Here is a 21,494-nt window from a genome sequence, read left to right on the forward strand (position 1 = left end):
AGGCTGCGATCTTTTGACCTTCACGTACCACGCGGCTTGGCACGCGCAGTCGCCTCGGCCACCAACGGATCATCCGGCCAATAATGCTTCGGATAGCGTCCCTTCAAATCCTTCTTCACCTCGGCATAGGTACTGCGCCAGAAGTTCGCCAGATCCTGCGTCACCTGCACCGGTCGCCGCGCCGGCGACAGCAGATGCAACTTGACCACCTGCCGCCCGCCGGCAATCCGTGGCGTATCCGCCAGCCCGAACAACTCCTGCAAACGCACCGCAAGAATCGGCGGAAACTCGCTGTAGTCCAGACGAATCGACGAACCCGACGGCACGCTCAGATGATGCGGGGCCAGCTCATCGAGCTTTTGCGGCAACGGCCACGGCAGCAGGTTACGGACGATGCTCGATAAATCCAGATTGGCAAAATGACTGAGCCGCGAGACCTTGCCCAGATACGGCATCAGCCAATCTTCGAGGGTGTTTAGCAGCGTCGCATCACTGACATCCGGCCATTGGCTTTCAGCTTGCGAACCCAATTCAAGCTGCCGCAACAACGCCACCCGCGCCTGCCACTGACGTAGTTCGGGCGTCCACGGCAGCAACTCCAGACCTTTGCGCCGTACCAGATTGACCAGCGCCTGACTGCGCGCATTTTCGTCGAGACCAGTCAGCGGCTCACGGCTGAGAATCAGCTCGCCGACCTTGCGCTGACGCTCGGCGCGCAACACGCCTTCGCGCTCGTCCCAGTCGAGTTGATCGACGTTGCGCACCTGTTCGGCGAGCACGGAATCGAACAGCGCCGGATCAAAATCCGCCGCCAGATAAATCCGTTCTTCGCGCTGGCCCTGACGGCTGCCGAGGTCGGCGATGACGATCCATGCTTCTTTCATCAGGCTGTCGGCTTCGGCGAACAGCGCCGCACGACCGTTGGCCAGCCGATATTCCGCGCCACCGGCACGCCGCTGTTGCGCAACGCGATCGGGATACGCCAGCGCCAGCAAGGCACCGAGCCAGCGCGGATGATCGGGATCGCTGACCGGCTCGCTGGCCTTGCCGCGCAGGTAACCGCGATATTGCCGCGCCAATTGCCGGGCGCGCTGCACACCGCCCTGCGCACCGCGGGCGGCGCGCTCTTCGCCGGAAAGCAGCACCAATCGACTGTGCAAATCCGCCCCGGCACCGCGCAAGATATCGCGCTCGCCGAGCAACGCGGCGACGTCGCACGCCATGTTGGCCAAACCCAACGCCTGACCGCGAAGGAGCAAATGCCCGATGCGCGGATGCGCCGGCAACTCAGCCATGGCCTGACCGTGAGTGGTCAGCGCTTCGCCTTCCAGTGCACCGAGTCGCTGCAACAAATCCTGCGCCTGTGCATAAGCGGCGGCTGGCGGAACATCGAGCCACACCAGTTCGCCCGGCGTCACCCCCCAACGTCCGAGTTGCAGCGCCAGGCTGGCGAGATCCGCCGAAAGAATTTCCGCACTGCCATAAGCAGCGAGTTGTTCGTGTTGATCCTGCGACCACAAGCGATAACAAACACCCGGTTCCAGTCGCCCTGCCCGACCGGCACGCTGAGTGGCGCTGGCCTTGGAGATCCGTTGGGTATCGAGTCGCGTCATGCCGCTGCCGGGATCGAAACGCGGCACCCGCGCCAGCCCGGCGTCGATCACCACGCGCACGCCGTTGATGGTCAGGCTGGTCTCGGCGATGTTGGTCGCCAGCACCACTTTGCGCTGGCCGACCGGGGCCGGATCGATCGCCGCGCGTTGCGCATTGAGGTCGAGTTCACCGTGCAACGGACAGAGCAAAACGTCACTGCGCTCACCGATCGCTTCGGCCAATTGTTGATGCACACGACGAATTTCCGCCTGCCCCGGCAGAAACACCAACACGCTGCCGGTTTCATCGTGCAGCGCTTCAAGCACGGTTTGCGTAACACGCTGATCGATGTATTCGCCGGGCTGAAACGGCCGCCCCCAACGCATCGTCACCGGATACATGCGGCCTTCGCTGCGCAGGATCGGCGCGTCGTCGAGCAACCCGGCCAGACGTTCACCTTCCAGCGTGGCCGACATCAGCAGAATCTTCAGCGGCTGTTCAGCTCGAAACAACTCGCGACCGTTCAAACTCAAGGCCAATGCCAGATCGGCATCAAGACTGCGTTCGTGAAATTCGTCGAAGATCAACAGGCCGACGCCTTCCAGCGCCGGATCATCCTGCAAGCGCCGGGTGAGAATGCCTTCGGTGACCACTTCGATACGCGTGTTGGGGCCGACCTTGCTGTCGAGACGAATGCGATAACCGACGGTTTCACCGACCTTCTCGCCCAGCTCACTGGCCAGACGCTCTGCAGCTGCACGCGCGGCGAGACGGCGCGGCTCGAGCATCAGAATGGTCTGCCCGGCCAGCCACGCTTCATTGAGCAAGGCCAGCGGCACGCGGGTGGTTTTACCGGCGCCGGGCGGAGCTTCGAGCACGGCTTCGTGGCGTGTCGCGAGGGCTTCACGCAGGGCGGGTAAAACATCGTCGATCGGCAAAGAATTCATGCTGGCTCCCCAGGGCGTGCCCACAGTAAATTGCGAGTCGCGTTAAAGCTGTGAGCGTGCCAGGCAAGGCGCGGGACGCAGGTAAGGGTCGTTTCCTTGCCAAGTCCCGCAACGCAGCATGGCGCGCTCACAGCTTTAGCCCGGAGGGCCGAACCCCGATAGGATTCGTTGGCCTTCACGCGGTGTCGATCTGGAGAAAACAACTTCAATCCTCAACGTATTTCGGTAGGGGTGAGACGAGGCCGCAATTTACTGTGGGCACGCCCTGCCAGCGGCGAGTATAACGGCGAACTGCCGGGCGTTCGTCAGGGTCTTAATTCCAGACGACTACGCTTCGTTTTCAAATGACTCAGGAGATTTCCCATGCGCTTACCTTTTCGCCTGATCGGCGGTGTACTGGTCGCCACCCTGCTCACGCAAATCACCGCGTGCGGTTCGATTTTCTACCCGGACCGTCGCGGTCAGATCGACGGCAAGGTCGATCCGGCGATTGCCGTGCTCGATGCCGTGGGCCTGCTGTTCTACATCATTCCCGGCCTGATCGCGTTTGCCGTCGACTTCGCCACCGGCGCGATCTACTTCGAACCGGGCCACACCGCGCAGATCGATCCGGCCAAGCTCAAGCAAGCCATCGGCCCGGATGGTCAGGTCGATAATCACAAGTTGCAGGCTATTCTCGAAAGCGAGTTGGGCAAAGATTTCCCTCTGGATGATCCGCGCCTGATTCAACACAAAGGCAGCACGCAACAACTGGCCATGTTCGGCCTGCAACCTGCCGCCTAAAAAGGAAGTTTGATGACCACCAGCCCTGAACACGCCCGCCTCCTGCGGCTGACGACCCGCGCCTCGGTGGCGGTCGCCTGCACGCTGATCGTCGCCAAAGCCATCGCCTGGTGGCTGAGCGGTTCAGTCAGCATGCTCGCCGGCCTCACCGACTCGGCGCTGGATGGCATCACCTCGATGCTCAATCTGCTGGCGGTGCATTACGCGTTGCGTCCGGCCGATGACGATCACCGTTATGGCCACGGCAAGGCGGAATCGCTGGCGGGCATGGCGCAGGCGTTGTTCATTGGCGGCAGTGCGGTGCTGATCGCGTTCCAGGCGTACGAACGATTGCATGATCCGCAACCGCTTGGCGCGCCATGGCTGAGCATCGGTGTGATCGTGTTTTCGCTGCTGCTGACGGCGGCGCTGCTGGTGTTGCAGCATCGGGTGATCAAGCAGACCGGTTCCAACGCCGTGCGCGCCGATTCGCTGCACTATCGTTCGGACATGTTGCTCAACGGCAGCATTCTGATCGCGCTGATCCTCGCCGGGTTCGGCTTTGATCAACTGGATGCGTGGTTCGGTCTGGGCATCGCTGCGTACATTCTGTGGAGCGCGATCCAGATCGCCCGGGAAAGTTTTTCGGTGCTGATGGATGAGGAGCTGCCGGCGGACGTCAGTCAGCACATGCTCGAACTGGCCTGCAGCGTGCCGGGGGTGTTGGGCGCGCATGACTTGCGCACGCGGATCTCCGGCAACCACTGGTTCGTGCAGTTGCACCTGGAATTGCCGGGAGAATTGACCCTGTCAGTGGCGCACGGCATCAGCGATCAAGCCGCCGATGCCATCCACAAAGCCTACCCGCGAGCCGAAGTGCTGGTGCACGCCGACCCGCAAGAAGTGGTGGTGGCCGCCCGGGCTCAGTAGCTGACCTGATAACCGCGACTGCTCAGGCAATTGCCCTGCGCCTGACGGTACGCCTGAACCACTTCGGGCGCCGGTTGATACGTCGCGGTGCGCGGGTCAAAACCGCTTTGCTGCACGGCGTACTGATAACACTGGTAACCGTCCTGCTGCACTTGCTCCGGCGACTGGCCGTTGGCCGGATAGGCTTCGACGTCATAACCCTGGGATTGCGGCTGCGGTTGCGGCTGTTGCTGCACGGGCGGCTCGACGACCACGTAATCCTGCGTCGCTTCCTGATAGGCGTAATAGGAACCGGCGGCGAGGAACAGCAGCGATCCACCGATCCACACTTCGCGGGCGTAATCCGGCAGATACTGCGTGCGGATCCCGCGCGGCGGCTGCACGACGATGTAGCGTGGGCCTTGCGGGCGATACCAGTAACCGCCGGAATAGAAGTAATCCTGACCACGATACGGCACGCGGTAATCGCGGTCCGGGAAGCGGTCGATCACATGCCCCGGCCGATATTGCGGGCCTGGCCCCCAACCATTGCCATGCCCGTCCGGACGCCCCGGCCAGCGATTGTCATTGGGCGGCCGGTTGTTGGTCTGCCAATGCTGATTGTTGTAACCGTTCTGCGGACGCTCGTCGCGGTAGTAACCCTGGCGCGGCTCCTGCGTCTGGCGCACGGCGTCGGGGCGCGGCTGGATCGGCAGGCTGTTGGCCGGCAGTTGTGGTGGCGGTGGCGGCTGGCGTACCGGATTGGGGTTGTACGCGGGACGGTTCTGATCGTGGTTCTGCCACTGGCCATTATTGTTGTGCTGCTGGCCGTTGTGCTCGAACTGGCGGCTGTTGTCGCCACGAATGATCTCGTTGTTCTGCGGCCGCGGTTGATTCTGCGGCGGCTGATTTTGAGATGGATTGTTCTGCGGGCGCGGCTGGTTGTTGCCGCCATGGCCCTGATTGTTGCCCTGATGATCCTGGCCATGGCCACCGCCATCCGGTCCACGATTCTGCGGTTCATCGGCAAGCGTTTGCACACTGACACTCACACACAGCAAACCAACACCGGCCAGACGCCAGATGCGCGAATTCATGCTTTTCCTCACTGCGGGACCTGCAAAGGTAAGAGGGCTTGTAGCTAAGACCGGGAATACCCACGGCGGGTTCTGCAACAGGTTATCAGTCGCGCAACTTATTTATTGAGCGCGACCGCATGAAATCGCAGGCAAGAAAAAAGGGAGACCCGTCGGCCTCCCTTCTAGAGAACTTCGTCCTGGCTCGACGCTTTTGACGTCGGCTCACCTCACGCCGTCTTCTGGACAGTGTGCAGCTCGGGGGCCGGCACAACCCCGGTGGGGGTGGCGGCCGCGGCGGGCCTGATAGGGCGGGCCGCGTGGACTGTGTTACCGAGCAGTGATTCTGGTGATAAGAATAGGCCCGAGGCGGCGACAGATGATTGCGAAGATTGCTGAAATAAACACCACTTGCGCAATTTTTAACCCTGGATAGATAATCCGCCGCAATAGTTACAACCAAGGACAGATTGATGAGCAAACTCGACCGTTACGACCTGAGCATTTTGGCGGAATTGCAGCGCGACGCCCGCATCTCCAACCAGGAATTGGCCGAACGCATCGGTCTGTCCCCTTCGCCGTGCTCGCGACGGGTCAAGCAGTTGGAAGACGACGGCTACATCTCACGCCAGGTGGCGTTGCTTGATCGCAAGATGCTCGGGCTGAGCCTGACCGCGTACGTGCTGATCGGCATGGATCGCCATACCCCTGAGCGTTTCGAAAATTTTGAGGCGGCGATTCGCACGTTGCCTCAGGTGTTGGAGTGCAGCCTGGTAACGGGCGTGGATGCCGATTACCAGTTGAAGGTGGTGGTGCCGGATATGGATCACTATCAGAAACTGTTGCTGGGGCATTTGACCCGGATTGAAGGGGTAACCAGCGTGCGCTCGAGTTTTGTGCTGAACCAGGTGTTGAACAGCACGGAACTGCCGCTGACTCATTTGCGTAGCTGATCAAAGGCCCCCTCACCCCAGCCCTCTCCCCCAGGAGAGGGAGCCGACCGAGGTGTCTGCTGTCATACATCGACCTGAAAGATTGAATCGATTATGGATTCACAACATCTGGATCAAGTCGGTGTAGTTCTCAAGCATCCCCCGGTCAGTCCCCTCTCCCTCTGGGAGAGGGCTAGGGTGAGGGCAAAAGTTCCGGATCAGACCCAGATCAATGTCACCCCACACACCTTGGCGTATACTCGCCGCGCCCTTTTAGCCGCGTGCGTGCCGGAGATAGCCAATGGATCCTGCAGTATTGGAAGAGTGGATGATGACCGGCCTGGTCAGCATCCTGATCATTTTCATGGGTTTCATCGTTTGGGATCTGGCGAAGAAGTCCAAGGCCGGGCGCTTTGGCTCGTTCATTCTGTTCTTCGTGCTGGGCCTGGGCGTGGCCGCGTTCATCATCAAGAGTGTGGTGATCGGTCTGATCGAATCCGGCGCTCTATAGGCGCGCCGGCACTTCTTTCCACTGGCCCTGATCAAGCCCCTCGATCGACCAGTCACCAATCTTCACCCGCACCAGGCGCAACGTCGGCAGACCGACCGCCGCCGTCATGCGTCGCACCTGCCGGTTGCGCCCTTCGCGAATCACCAATTCCAGCCATGAGGTCGGTACGGTCATGCGAAAGCGCACCGGTGGGTTGCGCGGCCACAACTGCGGTTCTTCCAGCTGCCGTGCTTCGGCGGGTAAAGTCATACCGTCGTTCAGTTCGACGCCGTCACGCAAGCGCTGCAACTGCTCGGCTGTCGGCACGCCTTCGACCTGCACCCAATAAGTCTTGGCCAGCTTGTGTTTCGGATCGGCAATCCGCGCCTGCAACTGGCCGTCGTTGGTCAATAGCAGCAAACCTTCGCTGTCACGATCAAGTCGCCCGGCCGGATAGATGCCGGGCACATCGATGAAATCCTTGAGCGTCGCCCGCCCCTCACCGTCGCTGAATTGTGTCAGCACATCGAACGGTTTGTTGAACAGGATCAGTTTCGGCTCGGCCGGTGGTGCCTTGGCAACACGGCGCGGTGAAGAAGACTGAGGCTTCGCGCCGGGGCGGCGGGAAGGTGGACGCTGCGGACTGGACATGGCGAAAAAGAACATCTAACGGTCGGGACTGACAATGCTAGTGCCCCGACCGCCAAATGACCACGACTAACCGTTAACGGAACGGCGGCTCGTCGAAGCTGCGCAATTTGCGCGAGTGCAGCGAGTTGAGTTCGGTGCGCAGCAGGTCCACCGCTTCGATGCCGATCTTCAAGTGCTGGCTGACCGCGCGCTCATAAAAAGCGTTGGCCGAACCCGGCAGCTTGATTTCACTGTGCAGCGGTTTGTCCGAGACGCACAGCAACGTGCCATACGGCACCCGCAGGCGATAACCCTGCGCGGCAATCGTGCCGCTTTCCATGTCCACCGCGACCGCGCGGGACAGGTTGATCAGCGGCCGCTCCTGCGCCCAACGCAATTCCCAGTTACGGTCGTCGTAAGTCAGCACGGTACCGGTGCGCAGGCGTTTTTTCAGGTCGTCGCCCTTTTCGCCGGTGACATTCGCCGCTGCTTGTTGCAGCGCCATTTGCACTTCGGCCAGCGCCGGGATCGGAATGTTCGGCGGCACCACGCGGTCAAGAATGCCGTCGCGACGCATGTAGGCGTGGGCCAGCACGTAGTCGCCGATGGTTTGCGACTGACGCAGACCGCCGCAGTGGCCGATCATCAGCCAGCAATGCGGACGCAGCACGGCCAAGTGGTCGGTGATGTTCTTGGCGTTGGACGGGCCGACGCCGATGTTCACCAATGTCACGCCGTGGCCATCGCTGGCCATCAGGTGATACGCCGGCATCTGGTAACGGTGCCAGACCACACCGGCAGCAATCGCCGACGCTTCGCCGTGATCCATGCCCTTCTCGATGATCACGTTGCCCGGCAAGACCATACGCACGAAACGCGGGTCGCTGCGCAGTTGCTCCAGGCCATGAACGATGAACTGGTCGACGTAGCGGTGATAGTTGGTCAGCAGAATCCATGGCTGCACATGGCGCCAGTCGCTGCCGGTGTAATGCACCAGACGGCGCAGCGAGAAATCCACCCGCGCGGCGTCGAACAGCGCCAGCGGCAGCGGATCGGTGTTTTCCCAATCGTAGAGACCGTCGGCGATGCCATCGGTGGCGGCGGACAGGTCGGTACTCGGGAACACCCGCGCCAGCACCGCAGCGGTGACACCGGAGCCAGCCAGTTCATCGCCCTGCTCGACCACATACGGATACGGAATGTTTTGCTGGCTGACGCCGACTTCGACGGTCACGGTGAAGTCGTGCATCAGCGGCACAAGTTGTTCGAGCAGGTATTTGCGGAACGCCGCCGGGTGGGTGACGGTGACACTGTAGGTGCCCGGCAATTGCACTTTGGCGTAAGCGCGGGTGGTCTGCGGGACTTCGCCCTGGCAATGATAGGTCAGACGCAGTTCGGGATAACGAAACTGAGCACGCTGCGCCGCGTCGGGCTCGACGCGATCCTTGAGGTAACGCTTGAGCGCCGAGTTCAGCGCACTGGTGGCCCGCTCATGCAGCTCGGCCAGACGATCCACGGCTTGTTCGGCGGTTTGAACAACAATAAACGCTTCGGTCACGATCAGCTTCCTGTGTTCTGACTTGCAGAGCTTCATCTTGCCTGCATCGTGGCGTCACGGGAACAGTGGCATGTTGGCAACCGCACAATATAAGCGCCACTACGCTCCCTGTAGGAGCTGCCGCAGGCTGCGATCTTTTGATCTTGTTTTTAAAAGATCAGATCAAAAGATCGCAGCCTGCGGCAGCTCCTACAGGGGAATTGTGTGATTAGTAACCTTGGGGGGTTGAGCGGGTGACGAGGGCTTCGACGTCCACACCGCGTGGCAAGGCGCCGTAGACCCGGCCGCCAGCGCTCAGGCGGCTGGCGATGAAGGCGTCGCTGACCGTTGAATTTCCGGCCTCCAATAAAAGCTTGGCCTGCAAACCGAGCGCGATGTCTTCGGTCAGTTGCCGCGCCCGGTATTGAATGTCGCTGGTGTCCTTGAACTGCGCCTGCAACTGCTGAATATGCGCGGCCAGGCGTTTGTCGCCATGGCCATCGCCGAGTTCGCTGAACAACACATCGAGCACACCCGGTTCTTTCGACAGCGCCCTCAGCACATCCAGGCATTGCACATTCCCCGAGCCTTCCCACGTCGAGTTCACCGGCGCCTCGCGATACAGACGCGGCAGGATGCTTTCCTCGACATACCCGGCGCCGCCCATGCATTCCGCCGCTTCGTTGATCATCGCCGGCGCACGCTTGCAGATCCAGTACTTGCCCACCGCTGTTACCAACCGGGCGAATTGCGCTTCGTGACGATCATCCAGATGATCCAGCGCTTTGCCCATGCGCAAACTCAGGGCCAGCGCGGCTTCGCTTTCCAGCGCCAGATCGGCGAGGACGTTCTGCATCAACGGCTGTTCACTGAGCAGTTTGCCGCCGACCTTTCGGTGCGCGCAGTGGTGACTGGCCTGGGTCAGCGCCTGACGCATCAGCGCGCTGGAGCCGACCATGCAATCGAAACGGGTCATCGCGACCATTTCGATAATGGTCGGCACACCGCGCCCTTCTTCGCCGACCATCCACGCCAGCGCGCCACGGAATTCCACTTCGCTGGAGGCGTTGGACTGGTTGCCGAGTTTGTTTTTCAGACGCTGGATGTAGAACTGATTGCGCGTGTCGTCCGGGCGATGGCGTGGCAGCAGGAAACAACTCAAACCCTTGTCGGTCTGCGCCAGCGTCAGGAAGGCATCGCACATCGGCGCCGAGCAAAACCACTTGTGCCCGACCAGTTCATAGGCCTGGCCCGGACCGCTGGCACCGACCGGATAGGCCTTGGTGGTGTTGGCGCGCACGTCGGTGCCGCCCTGTTTCTCGGTCATGGCCATGCCGATGGTCACACCGGCCTTGTGGGCCATGCCGACGTTGCGCGGGTCGTATTGGGTGGCGAGAACTTTCGGTAGCCACTGCTCAGCGAGGTTCGGCTGCAAGCGCAAGGCCGGCACGCTGGCAAACGTCATGGTCAATGGGCAGCCGCTACCGGCCTCGGCCTGGCTGTGCAGATAACTCATCGAGGCGCGGGCGACGTGAGCGCCGTCCTGCGGATGGGTCCATGGCAGCGAGGTCAGGCCATGCTCGATCGCCGTGCGCATCAGCTCATGATAGGCCGGATGAAATTCCACCAGATCGATGCGATGACCGTAACGGTCATGGCTGGCAAACGTTGGTTTGTTCTGATTGGCGAGGAACCCGGCCTCCATCAGCGGGCCGCCCGCGAGCGCGCCGTAGGCATCGATCCGCGTCTCGGCCCAACCGGCACCAAAGCGCCGCGACCATTCCTGCAACGGTAAGTCGATGCGGTACAGGTTGGTGCCGTCCAGCGACGGTGGCTGGTTGGTGACTTCGTGGGTTTCGGCAAACTGATGCAGGTTCATGACGGGCTCCTTTGCTCAACCAAGGCATCCAGTTAAGCACCGCGCCGAGACCCGACAAAGTGTCATACACGCCGAATTTGCGGCGCTTTTACCCTATCAACAACACAACACACGGCGCTCCAGCGCGGACTGCAAGTCTTCGAATTTCACCGGTTTGTTCAGGTAGTCGATCGCCGCACCGGTTGTGCAAAGCTCGCGATCAGCGTTCAGCGCCAGCATGAACACCGGCAGGTGGGCGCATCCCGGCAACGCATGAATCTGGCAGCACAACGACGCGCCTTCATGACTCGGCAACTGGCAATCGACCAGCACCGCATCCACCGTTTCACGTTGCAGGCATTCGAGCGCCGCCGCACCGTTGTCGGCCGTGCGCACGCGAAAGCCGAGCTTGAGCAACATGCCGCGCATCACCAGTTGGTTGACGCTGCTGTCGTCCACCAACAACACCGTGCAATCCTGCGGCGCGCGCACGCAATCGCGGGAAGTCTGGGCAATTTGCATAGCCTCGACCACCGGCAAGGCGAACTCGACATCGAGCTGGAAGCGACTACCGCGCCCGGGTTCCGAGCGATGGGTGAGCTTGCCGCCCAGTAACTCCACCAACTGCCGACAGATCGCCAGACCGACGCCCAACCCGCCGTACTCGCGAGTCATCGAACCGTCAAGCTGGAAGAAGCGCTGGTACATTGTCGCCTCGCCCAGATCGGTGAAACCGATGCCGGTATCGATCACCGCAAAGGACAACGCCAGACGATTGTCCGTCGACGGTTTGCCGGTGACGCGCAACGCCAGACCACCGACGCGGGTGAACTTGATCGCGTTATCCAGCAGGCATTCCAGGCATTGTGCGAGTTTGGCGCTGTCGCCGTGCAGGCGGTCCGGCAGGGTCGGCAGCACATCTACCTTGAAGTCCAGCGACTTGCTCGAGGCATTGCCATCGAACTGCACGCGCAGCGCCTCGACCACGGCGCGCAGGCTGAAGCTGCCCGGCGCGGCCTTGAGCTTGCCGGCCTGCAATTCGGTGAGGGTGAGGATGCCGTTGACCATGCGCATCATGTCGCGGGCGGAACCGGCGGCGGTCTGTTGGTATTGCTCAAGCTCCGGATCCATCTCGACGGTCTGCATCAGCTCCAGCGAACCGATCACACCGTTCATCGGCGTGCGCAGTTCGTGGGTCAGGGTCGCCAGAAACTCGTCCTTGAGCTTGTTGCTGTGGGCCAGTTGCTGGTTGAGCACTTCGAGTTTCTGCCCGGCGTCGTACAGCGTCTGCGCTTGCTGTTCGCGCATCGCGTTGATGCGATCGGCCAGCGCCAGCGACAGCAACGCCACTTCGATGGCCGAACCGATCTGGCTGGCGTACATGGTCAGGAACACGTTCGGCAGCAGGCCGAGCACCATCAGCGTGTTGACGATGCCGCCGAGCAGAAACGCCGACCAGGCGATGATGAAGTACCGCGCCACGCGCAAACCGCGCCACCAGGCCAGAATCCCTGCGGCAAAAATCACCACGGTGAAGGTCAGTGCCAGCGTCGTCGCCAAGCGCAGGGCCAGCGCGTAACTGGTCATCAGCGACAGGCCGATGACCAGCGCACCGAATGCAATCAGGCCGATCAGCAAACGGTCGAGCCAGCGGCTGTGGTTTTTGGTCTGCAGGAAGCTGCGGGCGAACTGGCTGCCGAACAGGCCGGCGCAACCAATGAAAAACGGTGTGGCGGCGTTGGCCCACCACGGATTGTTCGGCCAGAAATACTCGACCGCCGCGCCATTCACCGACAGTTGATAGAGGCCGAACGAGGCAATGTAGAAGATGTAATAGAGGTAACTGGTGTCGCGCACGCTCAGATAGATGAACAGGTTGTAGACCACCATCCCGAGCAGTACGCCATAAATGATGCCCAGCACATACAGGCGCACCGGCTGGTCTTCGAGGTAGGCGGTGCTCGACCACAACGTCACCGGGGCCTGGATCGAACCTTCGCTGGCCAGTCGCAAGTACACGGTTTGCTGTTGATCCGGTTCGAAGGCGAGGTCGAACAGGTAGTTGTTCTGGCGGATTTCGCGGCTGGCGAACGGCCAGGCGTCACCGGTCTGGCGGACGAGGCGATAGTTGCCAGCGGCATCGGCGAGGTACAGGTCGAGATGATCGAGCGGTGGATACGCCAGTTCCAGCAACCAGGTGCGTTGGGCGGCAGGATTGCTCGGGCGATAGTGCAGGTCGATTTTCAGCCAGAACGCCGAGCGCGAGTAACCGGCGTTGAGCGTGGCTTTATCGTGAGGTTTGAAATTGCCGGCGGCAGCTTGCGCGCGAACATCGGCAATGTTCGCCTGACCGCTCGGGTCTTCGAACACTTGCAGCGACCGGCCCAGAGGGAGGCTCTGGGTAAATTCGTCGAATTCGACGGCGCTCGCCATGAGGGGCAAGCAGAACAGCAACATCAGCAAATAGCGCATTGAAGCCCCAGCGTGGCTCGTCCGGTTGTGTCAGGAAGCCCCCCATTCCTTTTGAGTAGACGTAAAACCGGTATTACCTGTTATTGGTTTGGATCCAGACTAGCATAGCCGTTGATGGCCATTGAGCACCATTGAAATTTTTCCTACAAAGGCTCTAGAACGGGCGTTCCAGAGCAAAGCAGCGGGCTAGAGCTGTTGGGTTGGTCAGGTGGATCAAAAGATCGCAGCCTGCGGCAGCTCCTACATTGATCTGGAGTTTCCTGTAGGAGCTGCCGCAGGCTGCGATCTTTTGATCTTGCTCTACCGCCCACACCCGAAAATCAGCTTTGGTGGTAAGCTCGCGCACCATGAATATCTACAGCTCCCGCCCCGTTGTCCTCTGTCTCTCCGGCCACGACCCAAGTGGTGGCGCCGGCTTGCAGGCAGATATCGAAGCCCTGCTCGCGCAGGGTTGCCATGCGGCTCCGGCCGTCACCGCCCTGACCGTGCAAGACACCGTCAACGTCACTGACTTCCGCGTCCTCGACCGTGAGTGGGTATTGGCTCAAGCCAATGCCGTGCTCAACGACTCCGAAGTCGCGGCGGTCAAACTGGGCATGCTCGGTTCGCTGGAAATGGTCGACACCGTTGTCGAACTGCTCTCGGCGCACCCGCACTTGCCAGTGGTCTGCGACCCGGTGCTGCGCGCCGGTGGCGGCGGTCGCCTGGGCAAGGACGAGGTCGGCTATGCGATGCGCGAGCGTCTACTGCCGCTGTCGATCATTGCCACGCCTAACCTTCCTGAAGCGCGCATCCTCGCCGAACTGCCCGAAGGCACGGCGGATGAGTGCGCTGAAAAACTCCTGCCGTTCGTCAAAAACCTGCTGATCACCGGCGGCCACGGCGACGAAACTGAAATCCACAACCGCGTGTACAGCCGCGATGGCCTGCGTGAAACCTTTGTCTGCCAGCGTCTGCCGGGCAGCTATCACGGTTCCGGCTGCACCTTGGCCAGCGCCCTCGCCGGCCGGCTGGCCCAAGGCGAACACCTGGCCAGCGCCGTACGCAGCGCACTGGATTACACCTGGCGCACCCTTCGCGATGCCGAACAGCTGGGCAAAGGCCAGTTCGTCCCGCGTCGCTTGCCGCTGGATTTCTGCTCGTAACGTCGTGAGGTCTGCCCGATGAAACTACGTGGCCTGTATGCCATTACCGACAGCGAATTGCTGGCCGGCAAGTTTCTGTCTTATGTGGAGGCGGCGCTGGAAGGCGGCGTCACCCTGCTGCAATACCGCGACAAGAGCAGCGACGAGGCCCGCCGTCTGCGCGAGGCCGAAGCGTTGCGCGATCTTTGCGAGCGCTACAAAACGCAACTGATCATCAACGATGACGCAGAACTGGCGGCGCGCCTCAACGTCGGTGTGCACCTCGGTCAGACCGACGGCCCGTTGTCGCCGACCCGCGCCCTGCTCGGTTCGAAAGCAATCATCGGTTCGACCTGCCACGCGCAAATCGCGCTGGCCGAACAAGCCGCCAAAGAAGGCGCGAGCTACGTCGCCTTCGGTCGCTTCTTCAATTCCAATACCAAGCCCGGCGCGCCGACCTGCAGCCTCGATCTGCTCGACGAAGCCAAGCGCACGCTGCACCTGCCGGTCTGCGCGATTGGCGGCATCAGCCTCGACAACGCCGCGCCGCTGGTGGCCCACGGGGTCGACCTGCTCGCCGTGGTTCACGGTTTGTTCGGTGCCGAGAGCACTGCCGAAGTGACCCGCCGCGCCCGCGCATTCAACGAATTGTTCAAATCCTGAAGATTGAGAGCCCGATCATGTCTCGTTCCGAAACCCTGTTTGCCAACGCCCAGAAACACATTCCCGGTGGCGTCAACTCGCCAGTTCGCGCGTTCAAGAGCGTTGGCGGCACGCCACTGTTCTTCAAACACGCTGAAGGCGCTTACGTTACTGACGAAGACGACAAGCGTTATGTCGATTACGTCGGTTCGTGGGGCCCGATGATCCTCGGCCACGGCCATCCGGACGTGCTCGATGCGGTGCGCAATCAGCTGCAACACGGCTTGTCGTACGGCGCGCCGACCGCGATGGAAACCGAGATGGCCGATCTGGTCTGCTCGCTGGTGCCGTCGATGGACATGGTGCGCATGGTCAGCTCCGGCACCGAAGCGACCATGAGCGCGATCCGTCTGGCCCGTGGCTACACCGGCCGCGACAGCATCATCAAGTTCGAAGGTTGCTACCACGGTCACTCCGACAGCCTGCTGGTCAAGGCCGGTTCCGGCGCACTGACCCAAGGCGTACCGAGTTCGGCCGGTGTGCCGGCAGCGTTCGCCAAACACACCCTGACCCTGCCGTTCAACGACATCGCCGCGGTTGAGCAGATGCTCGCCGAAGTTGGCGAGGAAGTGGCGTGCATCATCGTCGAGCCGGTGGCCGGCAACATGAACTGCGTACCGCCAGCGCCCGGTTTCCTCGAAGGCCTGCGCTCGCTGTGCGACAAACATGGCGTGGTGCTGATTTTCGACGAAGTGATGACCGGTTTCCGCGTCGCCCTCGGCGGTGCTCAGGCGTACTACGGGGTCAATCCTGACCTGACCACCTTCGGCAAGATCATCGGCGGCGGCATGCCGGTCGGCTGCTTCGGCGGCAAGCGTGCAATCATGGAGCGCATCGCGCCGCTGGGCCCGGTATATCAGGCCGGCACGCTGTCGGGTAATCCGTTGGCCATGGCCGCCGGTTTGACCACGTTGCGTTTGATCAGCCGTCCGGGTTTCCACGCCGAGCTGACCGACTACACCACGCGTCTGCTCGACGGCCTGCAACAACGCGCCGACGCTGCGGGCATTCCGTTCGTGACCACCCAGGCGGGCGGCATGTTCGGTCTGTACTTCAGCGGCGCCGACGACATCGTCACTTTTGAAGACGTAATGGCCAGCGACGCGGCACTGTTCGGTCGTTTCTTCCACTTGATGCTGGAAGGTGGCGTGTACTTGGCACCGAGCGCGTTCGAAGCCGGTTTCACCTCGATCGCTCACGGCGAAGCCGAGTTGCAACTGACGCTGGATGCCGCCGAGCGCGCATTCGCGGCATTGAAGTAATCGCCGTAGCGCTGACGTTGGCTATTGCCAGCGTCAGCTTTCACCTACAACCGTACGGTTTTTCCGACGCTCTGCCAAAAATCCCTCATAAAGTGGGCGATATATTCCCCGCGCAGCAGAAAAACGAGTAAAGACTTTGTAAGGTTGGCCCTGCTTATTTCATAATGCGCGCTTATTGGATCCCTCGATGGGTCCGCGTGCCCTTCAGAGGTAAGTCGATTCCCATGAACCGCACCGGCCGCACCCTTGCCTTGGGCTGCCTGTTGCTCCTTCAGCCCCTGCTCGCGCATGCACAAGCAGGCGGCAACTCGTTGTTGATCCCGGCGATGGGTCGTTGCACCCTCAATACTCAGCCGCAAGACGTCACGCAGGCACTGGCCGCCTGCCAGAAAGCGGCGGACGAAGGGGATGCGCAAGCGCAATTCGAGTTGGGTGAGTTCTACTACGACGGCAAGAATGCGCCGCGCGACCTCAATCAAGCCCTGAGCTATTTCGAAAAAGCCTCGTTGCAAGGCCACGCTCAGGCGCAATTCAAACTGGGCACCATGTTCTTCCACGGTGAAGGCGTGCAGGCCAACAATATTCAGGCGTACATCGTTTTGAAAATGGCTGCGGTCAACGGTGCCGAAGATGCGCTGGACACGGCCGACGAAGTTTCTGAAAAGATGTCCCGCGAAGACCTCGAGACTGCCACGCAGGTGCTCGGGCAAATTTTCCGTAAATACCTGATGGAACTGCAGAGCGCCGATGGGCGTACACCGTTCTCGCCCCTACCTTAAATTCTGCGCAGATTTTTCTGGCCTCTTCGCGAGCAGGCTCGCTCCCACATTGGAATGCATTTATCTGTGGGAGCGAGCCTGCTCGCGAATAGAGGCGACTCGGTTTTAAGGCTTACTTCTCAGGCATCGGCATCGGAAACGGCATCACATTGCCGACCGCACCACGGGCTTCGCTGATTTTCGGGGTGCCCAGACGCTCAACCTCGTCGATGCGCACGATCGAATGCATCGGCACAAAGCTGCGTACCACGCCTTCGAACTGCGCCTTGAGCTTTTCTTCGCTCGGGTCGACCACCACTTGCGTGCGCTCGCCAAAGACGAACTCTTCCACTTCCAGAAAGCCCCACAGATCACTTTGATAGATCTGCTTGGCGTACATTTCGAACACCTGGCCCTGGTTGAGGAAAATCACCTTATAGATTGGAGCTTCGCGTTTGGTCATGGCGGGGGGATAACATCGGGGATAAAAATGAGGGCGCAAACTATAGCATAGCCTCCGGACGCACAGCGGTAGGAACCTGCGGGCTTGTTCCCTATAATGCCGGGTTCTTTGAATCACGTGACGACACTAATCCATGGCCAAGAAGCTTTACATCGAAACCCACGGTTGCCAGATGAACGAGTACGACAGCTCGCGCATGGTCGATCTGCTGGGTGAACATCAGGCCCTGGAAGTCACCGCACGCGCGGAAGACGCCGACGTGATTCTGCTCAACACCTGCTCGATTCGCGAGCGCGCGCAAGATCGCGTGTACTCGCAGCTGGGTCGCTGGCGCGAACTGAAACTGGCCAACCCGGACATGGTGATCGCCGTCGGCGGTTGCGTGGCCAGCCAGGAAGGCGCGGCGATCCGTGATCGTGCGCCGTACGTCGACGTCGTGTTCGGCCCGCAGACCCTGCACCGCCTGCCGGAAATGATCGACGCTGCGCGTATCACCAAGCTGCCGCAGGTCGATGTGTCGTTCCCCGAAATCGAAAAGTTCGACCACCTGCCCGAGCCGCGCATCGATGGCCCGAGCGCCTATGTGTCGGTGATGGAAGGCTGCAGCAAGTACTGCACGTTCTGCGTGGTGCCTTACACCCGCGGCGAAGAAGTCAGCCGACCGTTCGACGACGTGATCGCCGAAGTCATCCACCTCGCCGAAAACGGCGTGCGTGAAGTGACCTTGCTCGGGCAGAACGTCAACGGCTATCGCGGTACGACCCATGACGGTCGCCTGGCTGATCTTGCCGAGCTGATTCGCGTTGTCGCCGCCATCGATGGCATCGACCGCATTCGCTACACCACTTCGCACCCGCTGGAGTTCTCCGACAGCCTGATCCAGGCCCACGCCGACGTGCCGGAACTGGTCAAGCATCTGCATTTGCCGGTGCAATCGGGCTCCGACCGCATTCTCGCGGCGATGAAGCGCAACCACACCGCGCTGGAGTACAAATCCAAGCTGCGCAAACTGCGCGCCGCCGTGCCGGGGATCTGCATCAGCTCGGACTTCATCGTCGGCTTCCCCGGCGAGACCGAGAAAGATTTCGAACAGACCATGAAGCTGATTGCCGACGTCGGTTTCGACTTCTCTTACTCTTTCGTTTATAGCCAGCGTCCGGGCACACCGGCTGCCGATCTGGCCGACGAGACCCCGGAAGAGTTGAAGAAGGAGCGCCTGAACGCGCTGCAACATCGCCTGAACCAGCAAGGCTTCGAGATCAGCCGACAAATGGTCGGTTCCGTTCAGCGCATCCTGGTGACCGATTATTCGAAGAAAGACCCGGGCGAGCTGCAAGGGCGTACCGAGAATAATCGTATCGTCAACTTCCGCTGCGACAATCCAACCCTGATTGGCCAGTTCGCCGACGTGCACATCGACGCAGCACAACCGCACTCGCTGCGTGGCTCGCTGATTCAGTAACAGCAAAAGATCGCAGCCTTCGGCAGCTCCTACATGGATCGCATTCTCCTGTAGGAGCTGCCGAAGGCTGCGATCTTGACGGTCTCGACGCCAAGAATATTTAAGAGCTTTCGCACCCAGGCCTCTGGCGTTATCCTTGATTTCATCTTAATTGCCCCAGGGCGGCTAAATACGACCTTGAACGCACCCATAGAACCACATCGTTTTATCCTCGAGCCCTTTGAGGCTCGCCGCTTCGCCAATCTGTGCGGGCAATTCGACGAGCATTTGCGCTTGATCGAACAGCGCCTGACCATCGAGATCCGCAATCGCGGTAACCAGTTCGAGCTGATCGGCGACCCCAAGCACACCACGTCTGCGGAAAACCTGCTGCGCCGCCTGTACCGGGAAACCAAGGGTACCGAGCTGTCGCCGGACCTCGTGCACCTGTTCCTGCAGGAATCGGCCGTCGTCGAGCTTGATAACCACGCCCCCGCCGAAGCCTCCGTCGCCCTGCGCACCAAGAAAGGCATGATTCGCCCACGCGGCTTGAATCAGTTGCGCTATGTGAAGGAAGTCCTCGGCAACGACATCAACTTCGGCATCGGTCCGGCCGGTACCGGCAAGACCTATCTGGCCGTGGCGTGCGCTGTCGATGCATTGGAGCGTGAACAGATCCGCCGCATCCTGCTGGTGCGCCCGGCGGTTGAAGCCGGTGAAAAACTCGGCTTCCTGCCCGGCGACCTGTCGCAGAAGATCGACCCGTACCTGCGCCCGCTCTACGACGCGCTCTACGAGATGCTCGGTTTTGAGTACGTGGCCAAACTGATCGAACGCCAGGTGATTGAAGTTGCGCCGCTGGCCTACATGCGCGGTCGCACGCTGAACAACAGCTTCATCATCCTCGACGAGAGCCAGAACACCACCGTCGAACAGATGAAGATGTTCCTCACCCGTATCGGCTTTGGCTCTACGGCCGTCATCACCGGTGACATTACCCAGGTCGACCTGCCGAAAGGCACCAAGTCAGGCCTGCACCATGTGATCGAAGTGCTCAAAGACGTGCCAGGCATCAGCTTCACGCACTTCCAGCCTAAAGACGTCGTGCGCCATCCTTTGGTCCAGCGGATCGTCGAAGCCTATGAGCGCTTCGAAAACCGTGACGAAGCCCCCAAGGAAACCTCGCGAAATGCTTGAGCTAGACCTGCAAATCGCGACTGAAGCGCACGCGCCGAGTGAGGCCGACTTTCGCCTGTGGTGCGAACTGGCCCTGCGCCAGCGCACCGCTGACTCGGAAATGACCATTCGTCTGGTCGACGAGGAAGAAGGCCGCGAGCTCAACCACACCTGGCGCCAAAAGGATTACGCGACCAATGTCCTGTCGTTCCCTGCTGACGTGCCCGATGAGTTTCTCGACATCCCATTGCTCGGCGATCTGGTGATCTGCGTGGCCGTGGTCGAGCGTGAAGCTGCCGAGCAAGGCAAGGAACTAAAGGCCCATTGGGCACATCTGGTCATTCACGGTTGCTTGCATCTGCTGGGTTACGACCATATAGATGACGAGGAAGCCGAGGAAATGGAAGCACTGGAACGCGAGTTGCTCGCCGAATTGGATTATCCCGATCCGTACGCGGACGACGAAACCGAAACATCCCCTATCGTTACAACAAAGGATTCAGAGTAATCGCTATGAGCGAAGATCGATCGAGCAACGGGCAGAAGTCATGGCTGGGTAAACTGACCCAGGCTTTTGCCCACGAGCCGAAGAACCGTCAGGAGCTCCTCGAGCTGCTGCGTGATGCACATCAGAACAAACTGCTGGACAGCGAAGCGCTGGCCATCGTCGAAGGCGCCATTCAGGTGGCTGACCTGCAAGTACGCGACATCATGGTGCCGCGCTCGCAGATGATCAGCATCAAGGCGACCCAGACACCGCGTGAATTTCTCCCGGCCGTGGTCGACTCGGCCCACTCGCGCTATCCGGTCATCGGCGAAAGCCATGACGACGTGATGGGCGTGCTGCTGGCCAAGGATCTGCTGCCGCTGATCCTCAAGGAAAACGGCGACAGCTTCAACATCAAGGATCTGCTGCGCCCGGCCACGTTCGTGCCGGAGTCCAAGCGCCTGAACGTGTTGCTGCGTGAATTCCGCGCCAACCATAACCACATGGCCATCGTCATCGACGAATACGGCGGCGTGGCCGGCTTGGTGACCATCGAAGACGTGCTGGAACAGATCGTCGGCGACATCGAAGACGAGCACGACGTCGAAGAAGACAGCTACATCAAGCCGCTGCCCAGCGGCGACTTCCTGATCAAGGCGCTGACGCCGATCGAGAACTTCAACGAGTTCTTCGACAGCGAGTTCTCCGACGACGAGTTCGACACCGTCGGCGGCCTGGTGATGAGCGCGTTCGGGCACTTGCCAAAACGCAACGAAATCACTGAAATCGGCGCCTATCGTTTCCGCATCCTGAACGCCGACAGCCGTCGGATTCACTTGCTGCGACTGACCCCAATCGCCCGGTAAAAAATCTAA

General features: G+C 60.8%; 19 protein-coding genes. 12 read left to right on the forward strand and 7 right to left on the reverse strand.

Annotated features, from left to right (window positions below):
• Positions 1–20 precede the first annotated feature (20 nt).
• Entirely contained in the window at positions 21–2,540 is a 2,520-nt protein-coding gene (gene hrpB, locus C2E19_RS25840) for an ATP-dependent helicase HrpB (RefSeq protein ID WP_129395644.1), read from the reverse strand.
• A 363-nt stretch (positions 2,541–2,903) separates the two neighbouring features.
• On the opposite strand from hrpB, the gene C2E19_RS25845 reads away from it, so the two are divergent.
• Both C2E19_RS25845 and C2E19_RS25850 read left to right on the forward strand, forming a co-directional pair.
• Complete coding sequence (locus C2E19_RS25845) at positions 2,904–3,323, forward strand: hypothetical protein (protein WP_008081098.1); 420 nt, start codon at positions 2,904–2,906, stop codon at positions 3,321–3,323.
• Between the two features lie 12 nt (positions 3,324–3,335).
• Positions 3,336–4,232 (forward strand): cation diffusion facilitator family transporter, encoded by an 897-nt coding sequence (locus C2E19_RS25850; protein WP_129395645.1) that lies wholly within the window; start codon positions 3,336–3,338, stop codon positions 4,230–4,232.
• On the opposite strand, the gene C2E19_RS25855 is transcribed toward C2E19_RS25850, so the two are convergent.
• Positions 4,226–5,308: a DUF6515 family protein gene (locus C2E19_RS25855; RefSeq protein WP_129395646.1), complete on the reverse strand. Its 1,083-nt coding sequence runs from the start codon at positions 5,306–5,308 to the stop codon at positions 4,226–4,228. The genes C2E19_RS25850 and C2E19_RS25855 overlap by 7 nt on opposite strands.
• A gap of 452 nt (positions 5,309–5,760) precedes the next feature.
• On the opposite strand from C2E19_RS25855, the gene C2E19_RS25860 reads away from it, so the two are divergent.
• Together C2E19_RS25860 and C2E19_RS25865 are read left to right on the forward strand one after the other, a co-directional pair.
• Positions 5,761–6,240: an Lrp/AsnC family transcriptional regulator gene (locus C2E19_RS25860; protein WP_007909658.1), complete on the forward strand. Its 480-nt coding sequence runs from the start codon at positions 5,761–5,763 to the stop codon at positions 6,238–6,240.
• Positions 6,241–6,520: 280 nt separating this feature from the next.
• Positions 6,521–6,730 carry a DUF2788 domain-containing protein gene (locus tag C2E19_RS25865; protein ID WP_129395647.1) on the forward strand — a complete coding sequence of 70 codons (210 nt, stop codon included), beginning with the start codon at positions 6,521–6,523 and terminating at the stop codon, positions 6,728–6,730.
• Here C2E19_RS25865 and C2E19_RS25870 read toward each other — a convergent pair.
• From C2E19_RS25870 to C2E19_RS25890, 4 genes are all read right to left on the reverse strand, one after another.
• Entirely contained in the window at positions 6,725–7,360 is a 636-nt protein-coding gene (locus C2E19_RS25870; RefSeq protein ID WP_129396180.1) for a pseudouridine synthase, read from the reverse strand. The two genes, C2E19_RS25865 and C2E19_RS25870, sit on opposite strands and share 6 nt — an antisense overlap.
• A gap of 73 nt (positions 7,361–7,433) precedes the next feature.
• Positions 7,434–8,933 carry an AMP nucleosidase gene (gene amn, locus C2E19_RS25875; protein WP_164979455.1) on the reverse strand — a complete coding sequence of 500 codons (1,500 nt, stop codon included), beginning with the start codon at positions 8,931–8,933 and terminating at the stop codon, positions 7,434–7,436.
• A 172-nt stretch (positions 8,934–9,105) separates the two neighbouring features.
• A complete protein-coding gene (locus tag C2E19_RS25885; protein ID WP_129395649.1) occupies positions 9,106–10,755 on the reverse strand; it encodes an acyl-CoA dehydrogenase family protein in 1,650 nt (549 codons plus the stop codon).
• 96 nt (positions 10,756–10,851) lie between these two features.
• Positions 10,852–13,206, reverse strand: coding sequence for a hybrid sensor histidine kinase/response regulator (locus tag C2E19_RS25890; RefSeq protein ID WP_129395650.1), 2,355 nt, complete (start codon positions 13,204–13,206; stop codon positions 10,852–10,854).
• A gap of 347 nt (positions 13,207–13,553) precedes the next feature.
• Here C2E19_RS25890 and C2E19_RS25895 point away from each other — a divergent pair, with 347 nt between their 5' ends.
• The 4 genes from C2E19_RS25895 to C2E19_RS25910 all read left to right on the forward strand — a co-directional run bounded on the left by C2E19_RS25895 (position 13,554) and on the right by C2E19_RS25910 (position 17,073).
• The gene (locus C2E19_RS25895; protein ID WP_016986138.1) at positions 13,554–14,351 is read left to right on the forward strand and encodes a hydroxymethylpyrimidine/phosphomethylpyrimidine kinase; all 798 of its coding nucleotides are present in this window, start codon (positions 13,554–13,556) and stop codon (positions 14,349–14,351) included.
• Positions 14,352–14,369: 18 nt separating this feature from the next.
• Positions 14,370–14,993, forward strand: coding sequence for a thiamine phosphate synthase (thiE, locus tag C2E19_RS25900; RefSeq protein ID WP_122853745.1), 624 nt, complete (start codon positions 14,370–14,372; stop codon positions 14,991–14,993).
• 17 nt (positions 14,994–15,010) lie between these two features.
• Entirely contained in the window at positions 15,011–16,294 is a 1,284-nt protein-coding gene (gene hemL / locus C2E19_RS25905; RefSeq protein WP_129395651.1) for a glutamate-1-semialdehyde 2,1-aminomutase, read from the forward strand.
• A gap of 224 nt (positions 16,295–16,518) precedes the next feature.
• Entirely contained in the window at positions 16,519–17,073 is a 555-nt protein-coding gene (locus C2E19_RS25910; RefSeq protein WP_129395652.1) for a tetratricopeptide repeat protein, read from the forward strand.
• Between the two features lie 112 nt (positions 17,074–17,185).
• Here C2E19_RS25910 and C2E19_RS25915 read toward each other — a convergent pair whose 3' ends face one another.
• On the reverse strand, positions 17,186–17,515 hold the full coding sequence (locus tag C2E19_RS25915) for a DUF1820 family protein (protein ID WP_003185742.1): 330 nt from the start codon (positions 17,513–17,515) through the stop codon (positions 17,186–17,188).
• Positions 17,516–17,648: 133 nt separating this feature from the next.
• Here C2E19_RS25915 and miaB point away from each other — a divergent pair, with 133 nt between their 5' ends.
• The 4 genes from miaB (at position 17,649) to C2E19_RS25935 (ending at position 21,485) form a co-directional block, all read left to right on the forward strand.
• Positions 17,649–18,977, forward strand: a complete 1,329-nt coding sequence (miaB, locus tag C2E19_RS25920) for a tRNA (N6-isopentenyl adenosine(37)-C2)-methylthiotransferase MiaB (RefSeq protein WP_122592708.1) — start codon at positions 17,649–17,651, stop codon at positions 18,975–18,977.
• Positions 18,978–19,154: 177 nt separating this feature from the next.
• Entirely contained in the window at positions 19,155–20,153 is a 999-nt protein-coding gene (locus tag C2E19_RS25925; RefSeq protein WP_129395653.1) for a PhoH family protein, read from the forward strand.
• Positions 20,146–20,640, forward strand: coding sequence for an rRNA maturation RNase YbeY (ybeY, locus tag C2E19_RS25930; protein WP_129395654.1), 495 nt, complete (start codon positions 20,146–20,148; stop codon positions 20,638–20,640). The genes C2E19_RS25925 and ybeY overlap by 8 nt, the downstream gene beginning before the upstream one ends.
• A 5-nt stretch (positions 20,641–20,645) precedes the next feature.
• Complete coding sequence (locus C2E19_RS25935) at positions 20,646–21,485, forward strand: HlyC/CorC family transporter (RefSeq protein WP_007909641.1); 840 nt, start codon at positions 20,646–20,648, stop codon at positions 21,483–21,485.
• Positions 21,486–21,494: the final 9 nt, after the last annotated feature.

The organism is Pseudomonas sp. DTU12.3, assembly GCF_004124275.1.
Taxonomy (GTDB): domain Bacteria; phylum Pseudomonadota; class Gammaproteobacteria; order Pseudomonadales; family Pseudomonadaceae; genus Aquipseudomonas; species Aquipseudomonas helmanticensis.

Coding starts and splice junctions, on each gene's coding strand:
- C2E19_RS25935 (WP_007909641.1), top strand. CDS start 20,646: ATGAGCGAAGATCGATCGAGCAACGGGCAGAAGTCATGGCTGGGTAAA.
- ybeY (WP_129395654.1), top strand. CDS start 20,146: ATGCTTGAGCTAGACCTGCAAATCGCGACTGAAGCGCACGCGCCGAGT.
- hrpB (WP_129395644.1), bottom strand. CDS start 2,540: ATGAATTCTTTGCCGATCGACGATGTTTTACCCGCCCTGCGTGAAGCC.
- hemL (WP_129395651.1), top strand. CDS start 15,011: ATGTCTCGTTCCGAAACCCTGTTTGCCAACGCCCAGAAACACATTCCC.
- C2E19_RS25895 (WP_016986138.1), top strand. CDS start 13,554: ATGAATATCTACAGCTCCCGCCCCGTTGTCCTCTGTCTCTCCGGCCAC.
- C2E19_RS25890 (WP_129395650.1), bottom strand. CDS start 13,206: ATGCGCTATTTGCTGATGTTGCTGTTCTGCTTGCCCCTCATGGCGAGC.
- C2E19_RS25915 (WP_003185742.1), bottom strand. CDS start 17,515: ATGACCAAACGCGAAGCTCCAATCTATAAGGTGATTTTCCTCAACCAG.
- amn (WP_164979455.1), bottom strand. CDS start 8,933: ATGAAGCTCTGCAAGTCAGAACACAGGAAGCTGATCGTGACCGAAGCG.
- thiE (WP_122853745.1), top strand. CDS start 14,370: ATGAAACTACGTGGCCTGTATGCCATTACCGACAGCGAATTGCTGGCC.
- C2E19_RS25850 (WP_129395645.1), top strand. CDS start 3,336: ATGACCACCAGCCCTGAACACGCCCGCCTCCTGCGGCTGACGACCCGC.
- C2E19_RS25855 (WP_129395646.1), bottom strand. CDS start 5,308: ATGAATTCGCGCATCTGGCGTCTGGCCGGTGTTGGTTTGCTGTGTGTG.
- C2E19_RS25910 (WP_129395652.1), top strand. CDS start 16,519: ATGAACCGCACCGGCCGCACCCTTGCCTTGGGCTGCCTGTTGCTCCTT.
- C2E19_RS25860 (WP_007909658.1), top strand. CDS start 5,761: ATGAGCAAACTCGACCGTTACGACCTGAGCATTTTGGCGGAATTGCAG.
- C2E19_RS25870 (WP_129396180.1), bottom strand. CDS start 7,360: ATGTCCAGTCCGCAGCGTCCACCTTCCCGCCGCCCCGGCGCGAAGCCT.
- C2E19_RS25865 (WP_129395647.1), top strand. CDS start 6,521: ATGGATCCTGCAGTATTGGAAGAGTGGATGATGACCGGCCTGGTCAGC.
- C2E19_RS25885 (WP_129395649.1), bottom strand. CDS start 10,755: ATGAACCTGCATCAGTTTGCCGAAACCCACGAAGTCACCAACCAGCCA.
- miaB (WP_122592708.1), top strand. CDS start 17,649: ATGGCCAAGAAGCTTTACATCGAAACCCACGGTTGCCAGATGAACGAG.
- C2E19_RS25845 (WP_008081098.1), top strand. CDS start 2,904: ATGCGCTTACCTTTTCGCCTGATCGGCGGTGTACTGGTCGCCACCCTG.